This window comes from Aureibacter tunicatorum (assembly GCF_036492635.1).
GTDB classification, from domain to species: domain Bacteria; phylum Bacteroidota; class Bacteroidia; order Cytophagales; family Cyclobacteriaceae; genus Aureibacter; species Aureibacter tunicatorum.
The window spans coordinates 4,574,635-4,597,468 of the sequence record NZ_AP025305.1 but is presented as its reverse complement, the minus strand read 5'-3'; the positions used below and the strand labels follow the sequence as shown (position 1 = coordinate 4,597,468).

Sequence of the window (22,834 nt, the reverse complement as noted above, 5' to 3'; positions counted from 1 at the left end):
ATGTCGTTACCTGCTAAATGTTCCGATATCGATTATACCTTTGTCATTGACTACATGGCACTGTAAGCAATTGCTGCGCTCAGGATGCGATACCCTGATTTCTTTTGGCGCGCTTGGCCCCGAGTGACAAGAAAGACAGTTTTCCCTCAGTTGAATTTGGTGAGGAATTACTGGAGGACTGCCCGGCAAGGCGTTATTCTCTCCTACTTTTGGCGTTTTCTTTTTATAGAAATTATTATGCTTGAATAGGCTTGTTGTCTCTTGCGTTACATGGCATTGTTTGCAGTTGCTCATTTCAGGATGCGGTGTCACGGGAGCGTATGCTTTGTATTTTGGGACAAAACCTCCGTTGTCATGGCATTTCATGCATGATTTACCCATGTCGCGATCATCTTCTACAGGGTGTGGAATGCTTGGAGGCGCTCCATGAAAAGCCCTGTTTTCATAATACTCATCCATTGCTCTTTGATGATTTTCATCAGCAGGCATGTTTTGGTATTCGGTAGCGAAGTCCGCGCGGGAAAATACCCCTTTATCCGAAGGGATGGACGGGATGCCGCTCTCCTTCGTGGAGAGCGATTCTGACAAGCCTGTAGGTGCTTGGAAATTTTTATTCCAAGTAAAAAGAAACGAGGCGATCAGAATAAAAAACATCGAAATTATTCCCAATCTCTTCATAGCTATGCTTTTTCGACTTTAACAGCGCATTTTTTATAATCAGGCTCCTTGGATATAGGACAAAATGAATCCAAAGTGATATTGTTGATCAGCTTGTTTTCGTCAAAGAATGGAACGAACACTTGCATAGGAGCAGGAACGCCTCTTTCATTAATAGAGGCAGGCAATACGATTTGCCCTCTTCGCGTGGTTAACTTCACATTGTCGCCATTCTTGATTTGCATGCGTTTGGCATCAGCTGGATTTAATTCCACATAAGCGTAAGGCATTGCTTTATGAAGCACTGGTATGCGGCGAGTCATGGAGCCGGTATGCCAATGTTCAACCACGCGACCCGTATTAAGCCAGTATGGATACTCAGCGTCTGGTACTTCTGCCGCAGGTTCATATGGGCGTTGCCAGATGACTGCCTTCCCATCAGGTTTTCCATAGAAGTGATAAGCTTTGCCATTGTCGCAAGCAGGATCGTATTTGGCATTAAATCTCCACTTTGTAGGCTTGCCATCCACATAAGGCCACATCATGCCTGGATTGTCTTTTAAAACTTGAAGAGGCGCTAGGTTATGCTTCTTATTGTCATGGTGCTTGCGATACTCATTGTAGATTTCTTCCACATGAGTTTCTTCTTTATAGTAAAATTGTTTTTCAAAGCCCATTTTCTTAGCTACTTCCACTAGCTGCCAAGTGTCGGACATTGATTCTCCCGGAGGGTTAACCATTTGCTCGAAGTATTGGGTTCTTCTTTCAGAATTCCCAAACATTCCTTCTCTTTCCACCCACATGGCGGAAGGAAGAATCACATCGGCAATATCGGTTGTAGGAGTTGGGTAAATATCGGATACAACGATGAATCTGCCCTCTTTTTTAGCTCCGTCCCTATATCGGTTGAGCTTAGGCATAGTCACCATAGGATTGGTAACTTGTATCCACATGAAGCGTATGTCTCCCCTATCCAGTGCTCTGAACATTTCGACAGTATGATAAGATGGTTTTGGAGAAATATTCTCCGCAGGAACATCCCATATTTTGGCAGCGAATTCCCTGTGTTTTTTATTATTCACTACACCATGAGGAAGCTTGTGAGTCAATGTTCCTACCTCTCTTACTGTACCACAGGCGCTTGGCTGGCCGGTTAGTGAGAATGGACTATTTCCTGGCTCGGAAATTTTCCCTGTAAGCAAGTGAATATTATAAACCAAGTTGTTGATCCACGTGCCTCGAGAGTGCTGGTTCATACCCATGCACCATAGCGACATCACTTTTTTATTAGGATCTCCATATTGGCGAGCCATGTATTTGATATCCTTAGCTGAAACGCCTGAAATCTTTTCTACTTTTTCAGGAGTGTAGTCTTCCAGAAAAGCTTTGAAATCATCAAAATTGATTTTTTCAGGTTTGTCATTGAAGCTGTATTTATCTTCAAGTCCGTAGCCCATGTCGGTAAGTCCTTTGCTGAAGTTGCAGTATTCTTCTACAAAAGATTTGTTCATCCAGCCATTGGCTATGATTTCATAACAGATAGCATTCGCTACGGCTAAATCTGACTGTGGTAGAAATAGTATTGACTTGTCCGCGGCCATGCTGGTTCTGGTTGTTCTCGTCGCAAAATCAATGATTTTGACATCTCTTTTTTGACGTTGGTCCAGCATTCTTGAGAATAAAACCGGGTGCATTTCAGCCATATTGTTGCCCCAAAGGATAAATACGTCAGCGTGATCAATATCATCATAGCATCCCATCGGTTCGTCAATGCCGAAGGAAGTCATGAACCCGGTCACGGCACTGGCCATGCAAAGTCTGGCATTAGCTTCTACGTTGTTAGTGCCGATGCACCCTTTGAAAAGCTTGGAAGCCGCATACCCGTCAGGGATAGTCCATTGCCCGGAGCCATAGATGGATACCGAGTCTTTTCCGTGCTCTTTGATCGTTTCCTGCATCTTGGATGCGATCAAGGTTAAGGCCTCGTCCATAGATGTTTCGACGAGCTTTCCATTCTTTCTCACCAGTGGTTTCGTAAGACGGTCTTTGCCATACATGGAAATCACTGAATGGTAGCCTTTCACGCAACAAAGTCCTTTGTTTACTGGAGATTTTGGATCGCCTTTTACCGCTACGGCTTTGCCATTTTCGACACCTACTAGCACACCGCAACCAACTCCGCAAAATCTACATGGAGCTTTTTTCCAATCTAAACCTTTGTTGTTTGGAATTCCTTTTTCTTGATCTTCAGCGAAAATGATTCCCGGGAACATGGTGGATGCCGCTGTCATGGCTGACAAAACAGCCAGCTTTTTTAGGAAGCCTCTCCTATTGGTGTTGTTAGTGTGCATATTCAGTCTTGTTTTGAGGTGTTGAATCCAGATACCATAGCAAGCAGTTTCATGCTTTGAATTTTCTCAAGCGCGTTTTCAAGCTCTTTTTCTTCTTCTTTGCTTTCGGTCTCGGTGACAACAATAAGCAGATTCTCATTTTTTGCGGGAATGACTTCGCATTGGGGAATAGTCGCCAGCTCCTGTGCCAGCTTTTCTTTTAATCCTTCGTGTGGGTGTGCTAGATAGCTTTTAATAGGCATGATCGTTTCTATTTGCGAGAGGACTCTGAAGACGGTTTTGGCGAATTGGCTAATATGCAATCGCGGAATATTTCCTTCAGGCGGAGACGGCTTTTTCTTTTAAATTCAAAAGTCAGTTTCCCATGAGTTTTCTCTATATTTTACAGTGTTTTTGTGTTTTTTTACTCTAGTAAATGAATTTTCATTTCGTCGAGCTGATTCCAGATACGCATGTATGTGGATGATTCTTGTCATGAAAAAAGTTTCTCTTAATATTGAGCAAAATTTGTTAGATGCTAAATTTTTTACTTATTCCTGTTTTTCGTTGTCTAAAGTGGTTTCCTGTTTGGTTTTTTTTGATTTTTACCTTTTATCAGTAGATTTTTCTCATCTATAAAATTTGTAAAATCACACATATTTTTTTATGACAATTGTCAGTATTTAATATGAGTTATAATCGTTTGAGGAAGAGTGGAATTATTCTATATTGGATTATAGAAGGGTTTGGAATATCTGATTAGAAAATATATGAGGAATTGATTTATTAGAGTTTCCTTATTTGAAATGATTTTAAATAAAAAAAGGCAAAGTTTCTGAGAACTTTGCCTTATGCCTTTGCGAGTATATTAATACTCTATAAATTTATTTTAAGAAAACCTCTTTTAATGATGAAAGCAACTAAGAAGGCTTTCAAGTGTGTTAGCACATTTTTACATAACTGCCGAGGCACTTGATATTTTCACTGAATTCCGTCAACACTTTTTCAGCATTTTCATCGTTGAAATGGCCATCAAAGTCTATGAAGAATTGGTAAGAGAAATTCTTGCCCTTTTTAGCAGGTCTGCTTTCGATTTTTGTCAAGTTGATTCCAGCATCGTAGAAGCCTTGCAATAGATTCGCTAAGGCTCCTGGCTCATTAGAAACTTGAGCAAGGATCGTAGTTTTGTCATTGCCGCTTTTTTGATTGATGAAATCTTTGGCCAATATCAAGAAGCGAGTGAAATTGTCTTCAGAATCCTCAACATTCTCGAATAAAATCGGAAGGCCAGCTTGTTTAGCCGCTATTTTAGGGCATAGAGCAGCAGCTCCTTCTTCTTCCAAAGCTAATTTCACAGCTCTCGAAGTTGAGTTTACAGGCACGAGCTCTACATTTTCTCCAAAACTTTCAGCTATAAAGTTCTTGCACTGTAGAAAAGCGATATCTCTAGAGTATACTTTTTTGATTTCTTTTATAGAGTTGTGCTTCGAGCCAAATGCAAAATGAATAGGCATGGCTATTTCTGCAACAATCGAAAGGTCGAATTGGCCAAGCAAATCTATTGTCTCGCTGACAATTCCTTCTTGGTTATTCTCAATAGGCACAACGCCGTATCTTGCTCTTCCAGTATCCACAGCTTCAAATACCTTGGTAATGGAGCTTATCGGCAGGTATTCGCTCATCGCTCCAAATCTGCTCTCTGCCGCTTGATGGGTGAAACTGCTTTCAGGTCCTAAGTAGGCGATCTTCTCCGGCAATTCCAAGTTGCGGCTGATAGCGAAGATTTCCAGGAAAATGGCTTCGATCGCGGATTTATTAAGCAATCCGTTATTTTGTCCATCGAGCCTGTCGATAATGCTTTTTTCCCTTTCAGGTCTGTAAATAACCGTATTATTGGCCTTTTTCAATTCTCCCACCCTTCTAACCACATCCATACGGTTGTTGATAAGTTGAAGTAGTTGGTTGTCAATAGCGTCAATTTCGTCTCTAAGCTTTGCGAGTTCAGCTTTTTCTATTTCAGGTGTCATTTATATCTAGCTTTTATTCTTCCTAGAATTACGCGTCGGTAGCTTCGGCGTTTTCATTTAAAAGGTAACTTTTCAAGGATTCGAAATTGGCATCCATAAGCGTCGATTGCTTTTCTCGGTCTACAATCTCTTGCAGTCTTTGCGGGATGTCAATTTTTTGTCCAATGATAGGCTCAACAACGTCGCCAAATTTGCATGGGTGAGCCGTTTCCAAGAATACTGTGTTCACATCTTCCGATGGGTTTTCTTTCAAATATTCTTCAACAGCCAAATACCCAACGGCTCCATGCGGGTCCAAAATATAGCCATATTGGTTGAAAACCCTTTTGATGGCCTCTTTGGTTTGCTCATCAGTAAAGCTTTTACCAATGATGTCTTCCCTGATAGCTTCAAGACTTTCCTCGTATAAATTTTGCATGCGGGCAAAATTGCTTGGAGCTCCGACATCCATCGCATTCGAGATTGTCTGCACCGAAGGTTTTGGCTCGTATTTTCCTTCTTTCAAATATGTCGGCACTATGTCATTTGCATTAGTCGCTGCGATGAATTTGTGAACAGGAAGCCCCATTTTTTGAGCGATTAGCCCTCCGCATAGATTGCCAAAGTTTCCGCTAGGCACGCAAAACACGACAGGCTTTCCTTGTTTTTTTAACTGAGCGTAAGCATAAAAATAATAAAACGATTGTGGAATCAACCTGCTGATATTAATGGAATTCGCAGAGCTTAATCCTAGTTTCTTGGAAAGCTCTTCGTCGAGGAATGCCGACTTTACCATTCTTTGACAATCATCGAAAGTTCCTTCGATTTCAAGTGCCTTGATATTTTGTCCATTAGTAGTCAGCTGCATCTCTTGGATTTCGCTGACTTTTCCTTTTGGATACAATATAGTCACATTGATATTTGGCACTCCCAAGAATCCTTGAGCGACAGCGCTTCCTGTATCTCCTGATGTAGCTACTAGAATATTTATTTTCTGAGCTTTTTCTTGAAGGAAATAACCCATGATTCGAGACATGAATCTTGCGCCAAAATCTTTGAACGCTAATGTTGGTCCATGAAATAACTCAAGTGTATGGATGTTGTCATGCACATTCACAACTGGAGCATCAAATGAAAGAACTTCATTGATTATTTTTTGCAAGTCATCGCTAGGAATATCATCACCAATGATGGATTGTGTTACTTCAAAAGCTATTTCTTGGAATGATAGTTCTTCGATATGCTCGAAAAAGTGGTTAGGCAAAGGTTTGATTTCCTTTGGCATGAAAAGACCATTGTCCGATGGCAAGCCTTTGAATACAGCCTCTTCAAAGCTTACCTCCGGGGATTTTCCATTAGTGCTGTATAATCTCATTTTATTATGTTATTTCTTATATAATGTTTATTCTGAATATAATATGATTGGGCCTTCGTCATTGACTTTTGATGTGTATACATCGCTGCCTATGCCCAGTTGCTTGTATGCATCCCTCATGGATTCGCCGATTTTTTTAGCGGTTTTTTCGTTTTGGGACAAGGTGAACATGGATGGCCCGGAACCGGAAATTCCAAAGCCTAAAGCATTGTTCTTCAAGGCAGCGGCTTTGGCGACATCATATCCGGGAATAAGTATTGATCTAATAGGCTCGATAATAGTGTCTTCCATGGAGTTGGAAATCATTTCATAATCAGATTGCAATAATCCAGCGATCAAACCACCTACATTTCCCCATTGTTTTACCGCTTTGTCCAGAGGAACTTGGCCTCTTAGGATATTACGGGCATCTTTGGTGTTCACTTCGATATGAGGATGCACTATTGTCGAATACAAATGCTCAGGTGTCTTAATTTTAATGACGTCAAGAGGATCATAGCTTCTTATAAGCACAAAACCTCCTAATAAAGCTGGAGCGACATTATCCGCATGGGCGGCTCCGCAGGCGATCCTCTCCCCTTCCATGGCGAAAGGCAAAGCTTCTTTCATGCTCATAGGTTCCCCCATAAGCTTATTGATGGCGAATGCCGCTGCCGCGGAACTCGCAGCGCTTGATCCCATTCCACTGCCTAAGGGCATTTGTTTTTCAAGATGTATGTCTATTCCTTGTTTCGAGCCTATGGCTTCAAGAAATGCTTTAATAACTACTGATGCGGTGTTTTTTTCAGCATCTTTAGGCAATCTGCCATTGTCTCCCGTGATCGATAAGATTCTAACTTCGTTATGATCCGCTTTTTGGAGCTCTATAATATCGCCCGGAGCATTGACTGCAAAGCCAAGCACATCAAATCCACATGTCACATTTGCTACTGTGGCAGGCGCAAAAACTTTTATCTTTTCCATATCGATTACCATTACTCTTATAAATGGAAATAGGTGAATGAGAGAATATCATTCACCTAAATTAATATTGTTGGCGCACAAGAAAATTATCGGTGCACAAAGTTGGCGCATAAAACTCCATGCGTCAACAGTATAATATCATTATGCCAATTTATTGCTGATGCTTATTATCTCTGCAAATACTCCAGCAGCTGTCACTTCTGCTCCAGCTCCAGGGCCTTTAATGACTAATGGTCTTTCATCATATCTGCTGGTACGGAAAGAAATCATATTATCGCTTCCTGACAGACTGTAGAATGGGTTTGACATATCTACCGCCTGAAGGCTTACTTTTGCTTTGCCATCTTCGAAGCTTGCGATGAATCTCAATACTTTTCCATCTTGAGCGGCGGATTGGCATTTGTCAGCCATCTGTCCATCAGCTTTTTCCAGTTCTACGAAAAATTCTTCGATAGAAGGCGCGTCGAAACAGTTTTGAGGCAGTATTGGGTCTATTTCCACATCTTGCAATTCTAAGACATTTCCTGCTTCCCTAGCAAGAATAAGAATTTTTCTGGCCACGTCCATACCGTTTAGATCGTCACGTGGATCCGGCTCAGTAAATCCTTTCTCTTTAGCGTCTTTTACTACTTGGCTGAACGGCACGCTTCCGTCATATGTGTTGAATATGAATGAAAGAGTTCCTGAAAGAACACCTTCGATGCTGATGATTTCATCTCCACTATTTTTCAAATCCGACAAGGTAGTCAAGACAGGAAGGCCTGCCCCTACATTCGTTTCGTAGAGATACTTCACATTGTGGTTGAACGCCAATTTCTTCAACTCGTCATACTGGATATAAGAACCAGAGCTGGCTAGCTTGTTTGGAGTTGTGATGTTGATGGATGCGTCCAAGATGCTCATGTAATACTTGATGACTTCAGCGCTGGAAGTATTGTCTACGAAAATGCTGTTTGATAAATTCAATACTTTCATTTTCATGACAAATGCATCCAAATCAACGGCTTCGCCCCTTTCATCCAAATCCTGCTCCCAAGTCTCTAGGTTGATTCCGCTTTCATTGAATAGCATTTTAGTGCTTCTGGCGATTCCAATCACATTGATGTTTAGGAGTTGCTTTTCTCTTAACACATCAGCTTGCTTTTTGATTTGGTCAATTAAAGTACCGCCAATAAGCCCTACGCCAACCACAAAAAGATTCACTGTCTTGTGATTAGAAAGGAAAAAGGCGTCATGAACCGAGTTCAAGGCTTTTGACAAATCTTTGGAAGGCACGACAACCGAAAGGTTCAATTCTGACGAACCTTGAGCCATAGCGACTACATTAATTCCATTTTTGCCTAATGCATTGAAGAACTTTGCTGATATGCCAGGAGTATGTCTCATATTCTCTCCTATTATCGCCAATACAGATAAATTAACTTCTATTTGTATAGGATCGATTTTTCTAGCTTTGATCTCTTCATTGAATTCTTTTTGAAGAGCTTCTCTTGCTTTTTCTGAATCCGACGGATTGATGGCAAAAGAAATCGAGTGCTCCGATGATGCTTGCGTAATCAAAATCACATTGACATCGGACTTTGCAAGAGCGCCGAATAATCTTGAAGATACTCCAGTAACTCCAATAAGGCCGCTTCCTTGCAGATTTATAAGGGCGACATCTTTGATTGTTGAGATGCCTTTGATTAGATACTCTCTTTGTTCAGAATCTCTGCTGATTCTAGTCCCTTCAAAAGTCGGATTGAAAGTATTCTTTATATATATGGGTATGTTTTTGCTGCAAAGAGGCTGAATCGTTGGCGGATAAATTACTTTCGCGCCAAAGTGCGACATTTCCATCGCTTCTTCATAGCTCATTGTAGGCAAAGAGAATGCTTCTCTTACCATGCGAGGATCGGTAGTCATTACTCCGTCCACATCTGTCCAGATTTCCACGGATTCAGCATTAAGCGCCGCGCCAAAAATCGCGGCAGTGTAATCCGAACCGCCTCTTCCTAGCGTAGTTGTGGCACCTCTTTCTGTAGAAGCGACAAATCCTGTGATGACTTGCAGTTTGTCTGTGTTTTTGAAGTGTTCTACTATATTATAGTTCGTTTCTTCAAAGTCCACTTTTGCATTTCCGAAAGTTTTATCTGTCAAGATAAGTTTCCTCGCATCCAAAAATTCTGCAGGCACTCCTTCTTGATTCAAAAATTCAGAAATGACATACGAGGCCATTCTTTCGCCAAATGATAATATAAGGTCCAAAGTTCTCAATGAAAGCTCTTTGATCAAAGAAACTCCATAGAGCAAATCCTCCAGTTCATTTAGAAGAATTTTTGTTTGTGCGATAACTCTACTTTGCGACTCAATAATAATCAATTCTTTAATGGTGGCAATATGCCTTGTTTCAATATCAGCGAAAATTTCTTTGTAGGTCTCGTCACTATTGCTAGCTCTGTGAGCAGCGTCAATAATCTTGTTGGTAATGCCGCCCATGGCAGAATTAACCATTGCAAATTCAAGATTCTTTCGTTTGTAATCTTTTACGATCTCTGCTACCTGTCGTATGCTCTCTGGAGATCCGACAGATGTTCCTCCAAATTTCAGTAACTTCATGATTATTATTATTTTCGCATGTGTATGGAGATTAATATACTCCAAAAAATTAAGAATTGATATTTTTTCGCAAAAACATTGCCTAACTGATTGTTAGTTCTGTTTATGAAACAAATTTATGAGATTTAATTAAAAAACAATTGCAAAAAGGGTAATATGCAATAAAAAATAGCTACTTGAACCGTGCGAATCGAAATATTATTTCATTGAATCTCTTGAAATTCATTATTGAGCGTATTTTTTCCCAAATTTTACCGATAAGCCAAAAAACACGGTAAAAAATTTTGAGAATTTATCATTTGTTGAAATTTTATCTTGGAGATACGGCTTCGTTCTTGGCTATGAATGAACGAGGAAATTGAACGTTGTTGATAATCAGTGAATTAATGCTTGTTGTCGCTGATAAAAATACGAGTTTAATATTTGAATAATAATTCATTCTTCTTTACATTCGCATTTATATTTAATAAAAAAATTAGATTATAGATCGATAATTACTCAATACGCTCTTAAAAATGTACACGTCAAAATCATTTCACAAGTGGTCGATTTTCCAGTTGGCCGCAGGACTTCAGATGTTGGTTTTAGCCGGAATAATCGGCTTCGCCGCATACAATAAATTGACAAGCAATGAGGATATGGTTTTCGCTTTCTCATTTCTTTTGATCTTCGCTCCTTTGGTGTATTACTTCTTAAAGACTCCTTTGAAAATTTCTTTTGCCAATGGTAAAATGTTTATAAAGCAGCCTTTTATTTTCAAAAAATCAGAAGTTGATTTTACCGAATTGAAGGGATACAGCTATGGAATCACTCAAACGAAATACTATGAATTGCATACAGTGGTTCTTTATTTGAAAAGCGGAGAAATCATTGAGGTTAACAACAGAATGATAGATAAATACGAGAGGTTCTTGGATCAACTGACAGCTGAGGATGATATCGAATATCTTGGCTTTGAGAAGGAAACTTTTTCAATAAAGAGTCCGAAGAAATCATATAGTTTTCAAGATTCGTCTTTTGAGCCTGTGTCGTACAAGACTAAAGAGATTAGATCCGAGCTGATAACTGCCAACAATGGCTTTGCGACAAGTTTGGCAGCATTGATGGCTATAATGGGATTGACCTTTACGGTGACTTATTTTATGCTTTACTAGCTTAGAGTTTCCATCAAGAGAATGTTGAAAGTGCGGTTTAAAAATACAAGCCATTGTCTAATTAAAGACAATGGCTTTTTTGATTAATGTTTTAGCATCTTAGAAATAGTTGTTTTTAGCTTGTCGTCTATATTCGCATTGGCATCAAGCCAAGTGATGTTCATACCTTCACGTTCCATTTTTCTAAACCAAGTCATCTGTTTTTTCGCGAAGTTGTGTATGGCGCTGTTCAGCTTTTGAAACATATCATTTTTATTGAGTTGACCAATAACATGCTCGGTCACAACTTTGTATTCAAGTCCATAGAACTTCAATTGTTCAGGACTTAATCCTTCATCCAGAAGTCTTTGAACTTCTTCGATAAGGCCATTTTCTAATCTATCTTTCAACCTGATCGTGATTCTTTTTTTTATAAGATCAGTATCGGCTTTGATGCCAAATACCAGATGGTTGATTTTAGGGAAATCATTCATTTCTTTTCGATGCGCCATTTGATAAAGCTCAATTTCTATGGCTCTGATAGTTCTTTCCCTGTTTGTAATATCCGTTTTATTATGAGTGTTGCGGATATCCATAAGCCATTTAGCTAATTCTTCATCGGATTTACTGCGGCAAATGTCCCTGACTTCGGAGCTTTCCGGAACTTTCATTAATCTGTAGCCTTTGAACACAGCATCCAAATACATGCCTGTTCCTCCGCAAAGAATAGGAATTTTACCTCGCTTTTGTATTTGCTCATAAGAGTTTAAAAAATCTTTTTGAAATTCAAACACATTGTATTCATAGCCGGGATCAACAATGTCAATCAGATGGTATGGAATATTTTGGCCTTTAATAACATATTCTGCGATGTCTTTTCCTGTGCCGATATCCATTCCTTTGTAAACTTGTCTTGAGTCGGCGCTTATTACCTCTCCATCAGAATAATATGCTAGATTAACAGCCAATGATGTTTTGCCTATGGCTGTGGGGCCTAAAATTGTGATTAAATCCGCGTTCATTCACTTTAAATGTTAATGTTGTCTAAAATTCAAATAGGAATTTTTCAAAAAGCCTGTAATAAAAAAGCTTCAGCCTTTTTGAAAAGCTGAAGCCTTATTATTAAAGTCTCTTTTATTTTATGTATACAAATTATACATTCATCAAAGACTCTCTTCTTCTCATTTTACCAGCTGGTATTCCAAACATCATTTTAAAACGACGACAGAAGTAAGCAGTATCTTTGTAACCAACTTCTTTACCAATATCTCTGATGCTCTTCTTAGTTGTTCTAAGCAACTGAACAGCTTTTTCCATTCTTTGGTATTCGATGTAATCTTGAGGGTTGATTCCTGTCAACATTTTAAAGTATTGACCAACATAGTCCTCAGATACATTAGCAACATTGGCAAGTACCTTGTTTGAAAGATCGCCATTGAGATTTTCTTTGATATAAGCGAAAATGTCAATAAGTCTAGGATCTTTGAAGTAAGTGCTGTTTGTAGCAAGTTGCTCTACGAACAATCTATTTTTGATGATGTATCTTACAATCTCAACTACTAAGTAGTCAGTGTTGATTTTTACAACTCTTTCGCTACCTGCTAACTCAGAAACGTTTTCTTTAATGATTGTTCTGATGATAGTAGTTAATCTGTCGCTCTTATGAATGATAAATGGAGGAAGATCCAAAGAAGTGAAAAAATTCACAGAATCGAATACTTTAGCTTCGAAGTTGACCAAGCTGAAGTTTTCAGAAACAGTATCTTCTAATTCCGAGTAGTGGAAGCCTTTGAAGAATTCTTCTTTACGGCTCATGTATTCGTCATTGGATAATGACTCAACAGGATTGCTGCCGAATGTTACATTCACAGACTTGCCTCCAGGGATGAAAAGCATTTCTCCCTCTTTGACTAGTTCTTGCTCTTCTCCAAATCTCAACTCTCCTTTGTTTAATATAAGGATTGTATTTTCTACATCGTAAAAATTAGAAATATTAAGGGATTGTAATATTTTCACATTTTTGGACTTGTGGAATTTAACCCCCAATGATTCAATAATCTTATTATAATCTTCCATATCTCTCCTTTTCGAGGTTGTTAAACGCTTTTTATATAATTATTCTTGTTAAATTTGATTCCTTTTTTCTATTCTTGCTTTTCGTTCTATTGCAATAATGCAAATTTAAGGATATTATTAAATATTAATAAATTTAAAATTAATATTTTTTGTATTTCTTATTCTCTGAACGTCAAAATAGCACTTATGTTCTCACTCAGATAAGTTTTATTTGATTTTGTCCAAAATAGAAAAGCACTAAATGTTGATCTGATATCAAATAATACAAAGAGTTTAGTTTATTTCGGTTGTCCGAAAATAAAAAAAATGAAAAATAATTAATTTTTGCGGTTTAATTTGTCACTTTACCTTGTTTTGGTGAAATATTTGAAAAAATTTCCTCAGTCAAGATAAATCACAGTAAAAAGGGTTAATCAAGTATTAGTTTGCGAGTTTAATATAATATTTTTTTATAAATAAAATGATAAGCAGGGATTTTTTTTATCCTGTTATGAGGTGAAAAATATGTAATCGGATGAGAAAATTATAGATTTTGTTTGAATAGAGCAAGAAAAAGAAAGTCGCTAAGCATGGTGATTAGCGACGAAATTTATACAAATCAGGCTTATATGAACTATAAAGCCTTGATTTTCTCAATGAGTTTCGTGCTTGAGTAGCCTTCCACAAATGCAATAGTTTGTACTTTGCCGCCATTTGCGATGACTTCTTTCGCACCAACAATTTCACTTATCTTATAATCATCTCCTTTCACTAAAATATTTGGCAGCACTTCAGTGATTAATTCTTGGGGTGTGTCTTGATCAAAAAATATCACAGCATCGATGAATTGCATGCTTGCCAAAATACGCGCTCGGAACATTTCGTTGTTTACCGGACGAGAATCACCTTTGAGTCTTTTAACTGAGTTGTCAGTATTCAAGCCTACGATCAGTCGATCTCCTAATTTTCGGGCTTTTTCAAGATAGTCGACATGCCCTACGTGCACTAAGTCGAAGCATCCGTTTGTGAATACTACTTTTTCGCCTTTGGATTTCCAGTTTTCTGAAACGTTTTTCGCTTGTTCGAAAGTGTGAATTTTATTTATGGATTCTTTGTAACTCATCGTTCTCGATTTCTTTTGAATTCTTTTGTTTGGATATTATAGCGCTGGCCATTAAACTGATTCCGCCAATGAGTAGAATCATAATAGTTTGAGTGGCGTGCACAACTGTGGCGTACAGTATTCCTGTTTTTTCTCCTATGCCATAGAGCAACAATATTGTGCTGACCATGATGTGATAAGTTCCTATGCCTCCTGGCGCAGGCGCTGCCATGGCCATCCCTCCAAAAACAAGGATTGCAAGTCCCGCTCTCCAAGTCAAATCTGAGGTTTCGGGAATAGACCAAAAAATCACGTACGACATTAAGTAGTATAATGCCCATATTACTATTGTGGAAAGCCAAAATTTCCAAGGATGTTCGACTTTTCTTAAGCTAAGGAGACCATCGCTAGCTTGCATTAGCAAGTTTTTGCCTTTGAGATAAAAAGCATTTTTCTCCAAATGGCTTCGATATCTAAAATAAGCGAAAATGGCAAGAGCGAGCAACACTACGAATATTGCCCCAAGGCCAACAGCAATGGGAACCAAGTTTTCGTATTTTTCAAATTTCTTGCTAAGAAAATCTATGGTGAAGCCACTTAAAATATTGTATTCTAATAAAAATGTAGCTCCAAGCAATCCCAGAAGAGTAAAAAGATCTATAAGTCTTTCTGTAACAACGCTGCCGATGCCAGTGCTCATGGATACATTGTCTGTTTTTTTCAAAATACCGCATCTCGTTACTTCTCCCATTCTTGGGATAGCTAGATTGGCTATGTACCCTGACATTACAGCCAGAAAAGTTCGGAAAGAGCTAAGTTGCGGATAACCTAAAGGCTTGAGCAACAAGTTCCATCGGTAAGCTCTGGCCCAATGGCTGGCAATGGATATGATGCAAGATAGCAATAGCCACTTGACATCCACATGTTTGATGTCGTTCCAAAGGCTTGATAAAGAGTAGTCTTTTAGAGCGTATGCGAACATTGCAATAGCAATGACCAGAGTAATGAGATACTTAGTTACCGAGACAATTTTATCTTTCAAAATGAATTGATTTTATATAAAAACAAAAAAGTTTGACCAATATAATGATCAAACTTTTAATGTCACAATAATATTTTATACTATTCGATTGTTCTCGTCAGGGAAAGCTACGGTCGGTTGGAAGTTTTTAGCTTCTTCGAAGCTCATTGTCGCATAAGATATCACAATGACAATATCTCCAACTTGAACTTTTCTTGCCGCCGGACCATTGAGGCATACGACTCCGCTTCCTCTTTCTCCTTTGATCACATATGTTTCAAGGCGTTCGCCATTGTTAATATTGACAATTTGAACTTTCTCATTTTCGATGATATTGGCAGCATCCATTAGATCTTCATCGATAGTGATGCTTCCCACATAGTGTAGCTCCGCTTGAGTGACTTTCACTCGGTGAATTTTCGACTTAAATACTTCGATATTCATGTTAATGATTTAGCTGTTTTGTCACAAAGATAGTGTTTTAGTGAAACCTTTTATAGCAATAGGCTCCAAAAGCGAGTAAGATTCGCCATTAATACAACTAGAAAAAAGATTGATTATTGTAACAGCTAAAGTTCAACGCGGATATTGTCAATTAGTCTAACAGGACCAAGATGAGCCGCTATGCATATGTTTGCAGTTAAAGTCTTCATGGTGTTTTCCATATCTTTAAGCGTATATGCGTCTACAACTCTTAGGTATTCCAAAGTGAGCTTGGAGTTGGACAATATCACAGCTTTTCCTTTTTCAATTGCTTGTTCTATATCTCCGTTTTTTAGGTTTTCTTCAACTGTTTTTAATGCTTTGTATATAATTGGAGATATTTTTCTTTCTTCTTCGTTTAGTCTGAGGTTGCGGGAAGACATCGCCAAGCCGTCTTTTTCTCTCATTGTGTCTACTCCGATAATTTCGGTGTCGAACATGAATTCATCTGCAAGATTGCGAATCAAGGCGAGCTGTTGAAAGTCTTTTTCTCCAAAGTATGCTTTGGCGGGTTTGATTATATTGAACAGCTTGGTAATAATAAGACCTACTCCTTTGAAATGGCCTGGCCTGAATTCACCTTCAAGCGTTCTTTCCATTTCTCCGAAGTCGACAATTACTTTAGGGTCTTTTGTTGGGTAGATTTCTTTGGTTTGAGGAAGGTAAAGTATGTCGCAATGGGCATCGATTAATTTTTTTTTGTCATTTTCTATGGGTGACGGATAATTTTTCAGATCTTCTGCGTTATTAAATTGTGTCGGATTGACATAAATACTACAGACAACGATGTCGTTTTCTTGTTTTGCTTTGTTGAGCAATGAAATATGGCCTTCATGCAAGGCTCCCATTGTAGGCACGAAACCTACTTTTTTGCCCGAAGCAATTCGCTCTTTTATATATTCCCGTACGTCATAGACGTGTTCAAAAACCTGCATATTAATAATATTTTAGCGAATAACATTAAGTTAAAATGACTTTTTTCGAATAAAATTGAGAATGGCTAAAAAAAAATGTAATTTTGTAAATCCGATTAATATAGGAAATCAAATCACATAATTTTGTTTTATGTCAAAACTTCGAATTTTATACGTTGCAAGCGAAATTAACCCTTTCCTTCAAACTTCACAAGTAGCGGACTTTGTTCGCAAATTGCCACAAGCAATGCAAGAAAAAGGAATGGAAATCCGTATTCTTGTGCCAAGGTTTGGGTTAATCAACGAACGTAAGAATCGACTGCATGAAGTTGTTAGACTTTCAGGCATCAATATTACTGTAGGAGAAGAGGAGAAGCCGCTTATCATCAAAGTAGCTTCTGTGCCGAATGCGAAATTGCAGGTTTATTTTATTGACAATGAGGACTACTTCCATCGAAAGTCGATCTTTCATGACAAGGAAAACAATTTTCACCCTGACAATGATGAAAGGGCCATCTTTTTTTGCAAGGGAGCCTTGGAGACAGTCAAGAAATTAGGTTGGAAGCCCGATATAGTTCATTGCAACGATTGGATCACAAGCTTCATTCCAATGTATTTGAAAACAACTTACAAGAATGACCCGATCTTCAAGGATGTCAAGTCTGTGTTCACCTTTTATGACAGCTACTTCAGCCATACTTTTGGCGAGGATATCTTAGGCAAGGTGAAAATGATAGATATTGAAGATGAAATGCTTGATCCTTTGAAATCCGCGGATTTCGCTGGCTTTATCAAAATGGGTACTAAATACGCAGATGTGGTGCATCGATATGGCGAGGACTACAGTGAGAGCCTTAGCGAGATACTTCAAAAAGATTTGGCTGAAGAAGAAATCAGCGTGGTGAAGGACGACGATAAGAGCTTTGAAGACTATTATAACCTTTATAATGAACTTGTTGACTAAAAAACTATTTAATTATTTAGGGCTGGCAGTATTGTCAGCTCTATTCATTTTTTCTTGCCAGCAAAGCGAGGAATCTTTATTCATTGGCGATCCAGACTTCAACGATACTGTTAAGACTGAAAGCATTAACCTTTCTATAACTCAATATTGGGCTGATAGTGTGAGGTCTTCCTTAAGATACAACTATCAAACGGGGCAATTCATTGACCTTGAGGGTATCGGGAAGATGACTGCAAAAGCTTATTTTCAGCCTCAATATCCCATCAAGTTAGTAGATTCTTTGATCAATAGCTCTTCCTCTTTGGATTCCTTAACAATTAACTTCTTAAGAAGCGATATTTTGGGAGTTGAGGATGCTGGATTTCAACAGCGTTTGACATTGCATCAATTGAATGATACTTTAGAGAATAGAGATTACTATACTTTTCAATCTGCTTCTTACAATTCTGAAATTTTGGCATCAGGCTATCAGCCAGGTAAGAAAGATGGTGCTGTTGATACATTGTATATGAAAGTAGATGAATCTTTTGCAGAAGATTTTATTTTAGCTTTGAAAACTCAAGATTTTCAAGACCAAAGAGATTTTAACAATTTTTTCAAAGGCTTGGCATTGATATCAGATGAAAACTCAAAGTTCATTTATAGTTATCAATACAATAGCTATATGACACTTCATTTTTCATCTGAAGTACCTGGGTTGGAAACGAAAGAGTTTAAGATTAACTTTTTCTTCAATTCAAGCACCCAAGATGTTAATGGGAATACTGGTAATTATAATACCAATTTCACTAATTTAGATCATGATTTCACTGGTTCGCCTCTGGACGGTTTAACAAGAGGAGGTGAAATTAAGCCAAGAGGGGGGTATTTTGTTGGACAAAATGGGACTGGACTGGTTCCAAGGATAAACTACCAGAACGTAATCGAAAGATTGAAAGAAATAAAAGGCGGTTTTATTGTTAATAATATTTCATTGATTTTGAATACAGAACGATTAGCTAGAGGAATGACATCTCCTGAGAGTTGTTATATGCCTTATGCTAATAGTAGAAATAGGGTTGTTCAGATTGATAGTGTTATTCAGTCAATACAAACTCCTTCTCCTAGCATACCAATTGGCGGCTCGTCTTCACCATATACAATTATGTATGACAAAAGCCTTCAGGATTATTCGCCATTAAATCTTACTGCATATTCACAGGCTGTTGTTGATAATGCGGATTTTATTAACCGTACTGAAAGAATACCAGCTGAATTTTTTATTCAACCTCAATTCCCAACAGTTGGGAATTTTAATCAAGAATCTAATAACCTTAACTTTTTCCAAGGAAATGAGCAAAATACTTCCGTAGAGGTTTATTATGTGGAAGTATTAGAAGATTCGGAATAAAAAATTAATAAAATATATTTATAAATTACTTTTTTTGGCCGATATTTATTGTCGGCCTTATTCTTTTAAATACTAAACTGAAACTTTTAAACCCCATCATTATATTATGTGCGGAATTGTAGCATACATTGGACAAAGAAAAGCATCCGATGTTATTATAAAGGGACTTAAGCGACTTGAATATAGAGGTTATGACAGTGCTGGAATCGCGCTGGCTCAAGAAGGAAAAATTAATGTCTTCAAAAAGAAGGGAAAAGTAGCGGACTTGGAATCTTTTATGGAAGGCAAGAATTATAGTGGTGAAATAGGCATTGGACATACTAGATGGGCAACACATGGAGCGCCAACGGATGAAAATGCTCACCCACATTATTCTCAAAGTGGAAAGCTTGCGATAATCCATAATGGAATTATCGAAAATTATGATTCTTTAAAGCAGGATTTGTTGGCTAAAGGACATGAGTTCAAGTCTGACACAGATACTGAGGTATTGATTCATTTTATCGAAGATATCAAGGATAATGTTGGTTGTGATTTAGCTGAGGCTGTGAGGCTAGCTTTGACGAAAGTTATTGGAGCTTATGCTATTGCGATAATTTCGGAAGATGAGCCGAACACAATGATCGCCGCAAGAAAAGGCAGTCCTTTGGTAGTAGGAGTAGGGAAAGATGAGTTCTTCTTAGCCTCAGATGCTTCGCCAATCATAGAATATACAAATGAAGTGGTTTATTTAAATGATTTGGAGCTGGCGATTATTAAGGATGGCGAGTTGACAATCAAAGCCGTGGAAAGCGACGAAGTGCAAACCCCTTATATTCAAAAACTAGAGCTAGAGCTTGAGGCGATTGAAAAAGGCGGTTTTGAGCATTTTATGCTTAAGGAAATCTATGAGCAAGATAAGACGATAAGAGATTGCATGAGAGGTCGTTTGAATGCTTTGGAGGGCCAGTTGGTTCTTGGAGGTATTCATAATTACCAGCAAAATATCATCAATGCGGAAAGAATTATTATTATCGCTTGCGGAACTTCTTGGCATTCTGGTCTTGTAGCAGAATATATGTTTGAGGAATTTGCTCGTATTCCTGTTGAAGTGGAGTATGCTTCAGAGTTTAGATATAGAAATCCTGTGATTAAGGAAGGCGATGTTGTGATCGCGATATCTCAATCAGGTGAGACGGCTGATACATTGGCGGCTATGGAGATGGCTAAGGAGAGAGGTGCTATTGTATTAGGCATTTGCAATGTTGTAGGTTCTTCTATCGCACGCGTGTCTCATGAAGGCGTTTATACGCATGCAGGGCCTGAGATTGGTGTTGCAAGTACTAAAGCTTTTACTGCCCAGTTGATCGTATTGGCTATGATCGCTCTTAAATTAGGTAGAAGAAGAGGTACAATTACTGAAGGAAGGTTCAGGGAGTTGTTGATCGAGCTGGATCAAATACCTGAAAAAGTGAAAAAGAGCCTTGATCTTGACGAGCAGACAAAAGAAATTTCAGCAGTATTCAAGGATGCGAAGAACTTTTTGTACTTGGGAAGAGGATATAATTTCCCTGTGGCATTGGAAGGAGCGTTGAAACTTAAAGAGATCTCTTATATACACGCTGAAGGTTATCCGGCAGCTGAGATGAAGCATGGACCAATCGCTTTGATTGATGAGGATATGCCTGTTGTATTTATAGCTACCAGAGATAGCTCATATGACAAAGTCGTTTCTAATATCCAAGAAGTGAAAGCGAGAAAAGGAAAGGTTATCGCTATCGTTTCAGAAGGAGACTCTTTGATACCGGGCATTGCGGATTATGTAATCGAAGTGCCTCATACGTTTGAAGGGTTTATGCCATTGGTTTCGGTTATTCCTTTGCAATTGCTTTCATACCATATCGCTGTGATGAGAGGTTGCAATGTAGACCAACCAAGAAACTTGGCAAAATCTGTGACTGTAGAATAGTATCCGATTTAATATTAAGATATAATAAACAAGAAAGCCGCTTGACAATAAGCGGCTTTCTTGTTTGGAACATTATGGTTAGATACTATTTTAATATTTTTGGTATAGATTCGAAAATATCAACCGTGGCTCTGGACTTGTTGAGCGTGTAGAAGTGAAGCCCAGGCGCTCCATTTTCTAGTAATTCAATGCATTGTTTCAACCCAAGGTAAATGCCAAGTTCATACATTTTTTTCTTATTGTCTTTGTATGGCGCAAAAGCGTTGACAATTTCTTGAGGAATTTCTGTTCCTACCATTTCCGAAAATCTTTTGATTTGGCTGAAGTTGGTGATTGGCATGATCCCTGGTATAATTCTGGCCTTGATGCCTTTTTCTCGGCATCTATCGACAAAATCATAGTAACGCTGGTTGTCGTAAAACATTTGAGTTACGATAAAATCTCCTCCTGCATCGACTTTTCTTTTAAGGTTGTCGATGTCAGCGTCTAGGCTAACAGCTTCAGGGTGCTTTTCTGGGTAACCAGCAACTCCAATGCTATATTCTCCCAAACTATTGGCGTAAGAAATCAATTCTGATGCGTAGTTGAATCCTCCCTCGCTTTTGACAAAGGTGTCTTCTCCCTTTGGGGGATCTCCTCTCAACAACATCAAATTTTTGATTCCTACTTCATCAAGGTAAGCTAGATCTGATTTTATTTTATCTTTGGTAGCGTTGATACAAGTATAGTGAGCCATTGTGGTCAAGCCAATCTGATTTTGCAGATAATCGACTAAATCGAAAGTCGCTTTTTGATTGGAGCCACCCGCGCCATAGGTAACCGAAACAAAGTCAGGGGAAAGCTTTAACAATTGCCCAACATTTATTCCAAATTCAATTGTGGCTTTGAAGTTTTTTGGTGGAAAAAATTCGAAAGAAAACGTTTTCTCTTTCTCTTTGAAAATCTCTTCGATCTTAATTGATGCCATAATCCTTGTCTTTCGTTACTTTGGATAACAAAAGTAGTTTATTCGCCTTTGACCTACTAAGACAATGATCAGACACAGTTGAAGCCATGTTAATAGATCCATTTAAACATGCGGTAGAAGAATCCTAAATAGTGCTCAACGGATGGGCTAATTCCAATCTCGTATTTGTTGTTGACCAGATAGTTCATTTTTTCAGGGTATGTGCCTATGATCAAGCCTGATTTATCTTTGAAGAAATTCTTGACAAGTGGAGTCAATAGCTGGGACAATAGAAAACCAATTAACAATGATAGCAGGAAGTATTTGGTGCTAATGTAGGGTGTTTTGTGGCTGAATTCAGAGTAGTGAATAATAGGAGCCATGAAACAAAGGATTTCAGCCCAAAATGTAAGGTTGTATAGATAGAAGACCTTGCTTTTGGTGCCAATGACCCAATAAATCAAAGTGCTTAAAATCCCCGCGCCAAAGCTCGCGGTAAGTATATTCCAATACATGTTGCCTTGAGGATAAAGAATTGCCCAAAGTATTGCCACGATTTTAAGCAAAGTTATGCTGCCATGAAGATATTCTGCGTTTTTGCTTCTTGGCAATTGCACTATCGCTTTTTCATAATCAGAGTGGAATCCCCATTTGTGCATGAATTTTTCAGCATTGTCTCTGAAAAGGGAAAGTTTGATCGGGTGGCCATCGGCTTCATGGCCGGAAAAGTAGCACTTTTGTTTTTTGCTCATTTATTTAATACAGTTTTTATCAAACTGGAAATTTTTTTGAATCTTATTGAATTCGCTAATTCTATGCCGATAAAAAAGTCCGGTGAATTTCTTCAATAATACATATATAGCTTTTTTTATTTTGAATAAAAAGAATTTCTATTCATTCACTTTAACGCATCATTCCGTCATTACAATTTAAAGTTGCATTAATAGTA

At 38.3% G+C, this 22,834-nt stretch carries 19 protein-coding genes; 4 read left to right on the top strand and 15 right to left on the bottom strand.

Features of this window, described 5'->3' with window-relative positions; translation table 11 throughout:
- Positions 1–6 precede the first annotated feature (6 nt).
- The 7 genes from AABK36_RS19345 to thrA form a co-directional block, all read right to left on the bottom strand.
- Positions 7–678: a cytochrome c3 family protein gene (locus tag AABK36_RS19345; RefSeq protein WP_309936811.1), complete on the bottom strand. Its 672-nt coding sequence runs from the start codon at positions 676–678 to the stop codon at positions 7–9.
- Between the two features lie 2 nt (positions 679–680).
- Complete coding sequence (locus AABK36_RS19340; protein ID WP_309936809.1) at positions 681–3,008, bottom strand: molybdopterin-dependent oxidoreductase; 2,328 nt, start codon at positions 3,006–3,008, stop codon at positions 681–683.
- Positions 3,009–3,010: 2 nt separating this feature from the next.
- Complete coding sequence (locus tag AABK36_RS19335; RefSeq protein WP_309936808.1) at positions 3,011–3,310, bottom strand: chaperone NapD; 300 nt, start codon at positions 3,308–3,310, stop codon at positions 3,011–3,013.
- 618 nt (positions 3,311–3,928) lie between these two features.
- Positions 3,929–5,014, bottom strand: a complete 1,086-nt coding sequence (pheA, locus tag AABK36_RS19330; RefSeq protein WP_309936807.1) for a prephenate dehydratase — start codon at positions 5,012–5,014, stop codon at positions 3,929–3,931.
- 28 nt (positions 5,015–5,042) lie between these two features.
- Positions 5,043–6,368 (bottom strand): threonine synthase, encoded by a 1,326-nt coding sequence (thrC, locus tag AABK36_RS19325; protein WP_309936806.1) that lies wholly within the window; start codon positions 6,366–6,368, stop codon positions 5,043–5,045.
- A 27-nt stretch (positions 6,369–6,395) separates the two neighbouring features.
- The gene (locus AABK36_RS19320) at positions 6,396–7,331 is read right to left on the bottom strand and encodes a homoserine kinase (RefSeq protein WP_309936805.1); all 936 of its coding nucleotides are present in this window, start codon (positions 7,329–7,331) and stop codon (positions 6,396–6,398) included.
- Between the two features lie 141 nt (positions 7,332–7,472).
- Positions 7,473–9,929 (bottom strand): bifunctional aspartate kinase/homoserine dehydrogenase I, encoded by a 2,457-nt coding sequence (gene thrA, locus AABK36_RS19315; RefSeq protein WP_309936804.1) that lies wholly within the window; start codon positions 9,927–9,929, stop codon positions 7,473–7,475.
- Between the two features lie 515 nt (positions 9,930–10,444).
- On the opposite strand from thrA, the gene AABK36_RS19310 reads away from it, so the two are divergent.
- The gene (locus tag AABK36_RS19310; protein ID WP_309936803.1) at positions 10,445–11,083 is read left to right on the top strand and encodes a hypothetical protein; all 639 of its coding nucleotides are present in this window, start codon (positions 10,445–10,447) and stop codon (positions 11,081–11,083) included.
- Between the two features lie 83 nt (positions 11,084–11,166).
- Here the strand turns inward: AABK36_RS19310 and miaA are convergent, their stop codons facing one another.
- The 6 genes from miaA to panC all read right to left on the bottom strand — a co-directional run bounded on the left by miaA (position 11,167) and on the right by panC (position 16,658).
- Positions 11,167–12,084 carry a tRNA (adenosine(37)-N6)-dimethylallyltransferase MiaA gene (gene miaA, locus AABK36_RS19305; RefSeq protein WP_309936802.1) on the bottom strand — a complete coding sequence of 306 codons (918 nt, stop codon included), beginning with the start codon at positions 12,082–12,084 and terminating at the stop codon, positions 11,167–11,169.
- 130 nt (positions 12,085–12,214) lie between these two features.
- Positions 12,215–13,138 carry a helix-turn-helix domain-containing protein gene (locus tag AABK36_RS19300; protein WP_309936801.1) on the bottom strand — a complete coding sequence of 308 codons (924 nt, stop codon included), beginning with the start codon at positions 13,136–13,138 and terminating at the stop codon, positions 12,215–12,217.
- 613 nt (positions 13,139–13,751) lie between these two features.
- Positions 13,752–14,240: a D-glycero-beta-D-manno-heptose 1-phosphate adenylyltransferase gene (rfaE2, locus tag AABK36_RS19295; RefSeq protein ID WP_309936800.1), complete on the bottom strand. Its 489-nt coding sequence runs from the start codon at positions 14,238–14,240 to the stop codon at positions 13,752–13,754.
- Positions 14,215–15,261, bottom strand: a complete 1,047-nt coding sequence (locus tag AABK36_RS19290) for a lysylphosphatidylglycerol synthase transmembrane domain-containing protein (RefSeq protein WP_309936799.1) — start codon at positions 15,259–15,261, stop codon at positions 14,215–14,217. Before AABK36_RS19290 ends, rfaE2 begins: the two co-directional genes overlap by 26 nt.
- A gap of 75 nt (positions 15,262–15,336) precedes the next feature.
- Entirely contained in the window at positions 15,337–15,684 is a 348-nt protein-coding gene (panD, locus tag AABK36_RS19285) for an aspartate 1-decarboxylase (RefSeq protein ID WP_309936798.1), read from the bottom strand.
- 125 nt (positions 15,685–15,809) lie between these two features.
- A complete protein-coding gene (gene panC / locus AABK36_RS19280) occupies positions 15,810–16,658 on the bottom strand; it encodes a pantoate--beta-alanine ligase (RefSeq protein WP_309936797.1) in 849 nt (282 codons plus the stop codon).
- 130 nt (positions 16,659–16,788) lie between these two features.
- Between panC and AABK36_RS19275 the strand changes: the two genes are divergently transcribed.
- From AABK36_RS19275 to glmS, 3 genes are all read left to right on the top strand, one after another.
- A complete protein-coding gene (locus AABK36_RS19275; RefSeq protein ID WP_309936796.1) occupies positions 16,789–17,601 on the top strand; it encodes a glycogen/starch synthase in 813 nt (270 codons plus the stop codon).
- On the top strand, positions 17,585–18,991 hold the full coding sequence (locus AABK36_RS19270) for a DUF4270 family protein (protein ID WP_309936795.1): 1,407 nt from the start codon (positions 17,585–17,587) through the stop codon (positions 18,989–18,991). Before AABK36_RS19275 ends, AABK36_RS19270 begins: the two co-directional genes overlap by 17 nt.
- 106 nt (positions 18,992–19,097) lie before the next feature.
- A complete protein-coding gene (gene glmS, locus AABK36_RS19265; RefSeq protein WP_309936794.1) occupies positions 19,098–20,939 on the top strand; it encodes a glutamine--fructose-6-phosphate transaminase (isomerizing) in 1,842 nt (613 codons plus the stop codon).
- Positions 20,940–21,024: 85 nt separating this feature from the next.
- On the opposite strand, the gene metF is transcribed toward glmS, so the two are convergent.
- Together metF and AABK36_RS19255 are read right to left on the bottom strand one after the other, a co-directional pair.
- A complete protein-coding gene (gene metF / locus AABK36_RS19260; RefSeq protein WP_309936793.1) occupies positions 21,025–21,906 on the bottom strand; it encodes a methylenetetrahydrofolate reductase [NAD(P)H] in 882 nt (293 codons plus the stop codon).
- 89 nt (positions 21,907–21,995) lie between these two features.
- A complete protein-coding gene (locus AABK36_RS19255; RefSeq protein WP_309936792.1) occupies positions 21,996–22,637 on the bottom strand; it encodes a hypothetical protein in 642 nt (213 codons plus the stop codon).
- Between the last annotated feature and the right edge of the window lie 197 nt (positions 22,638–22,834).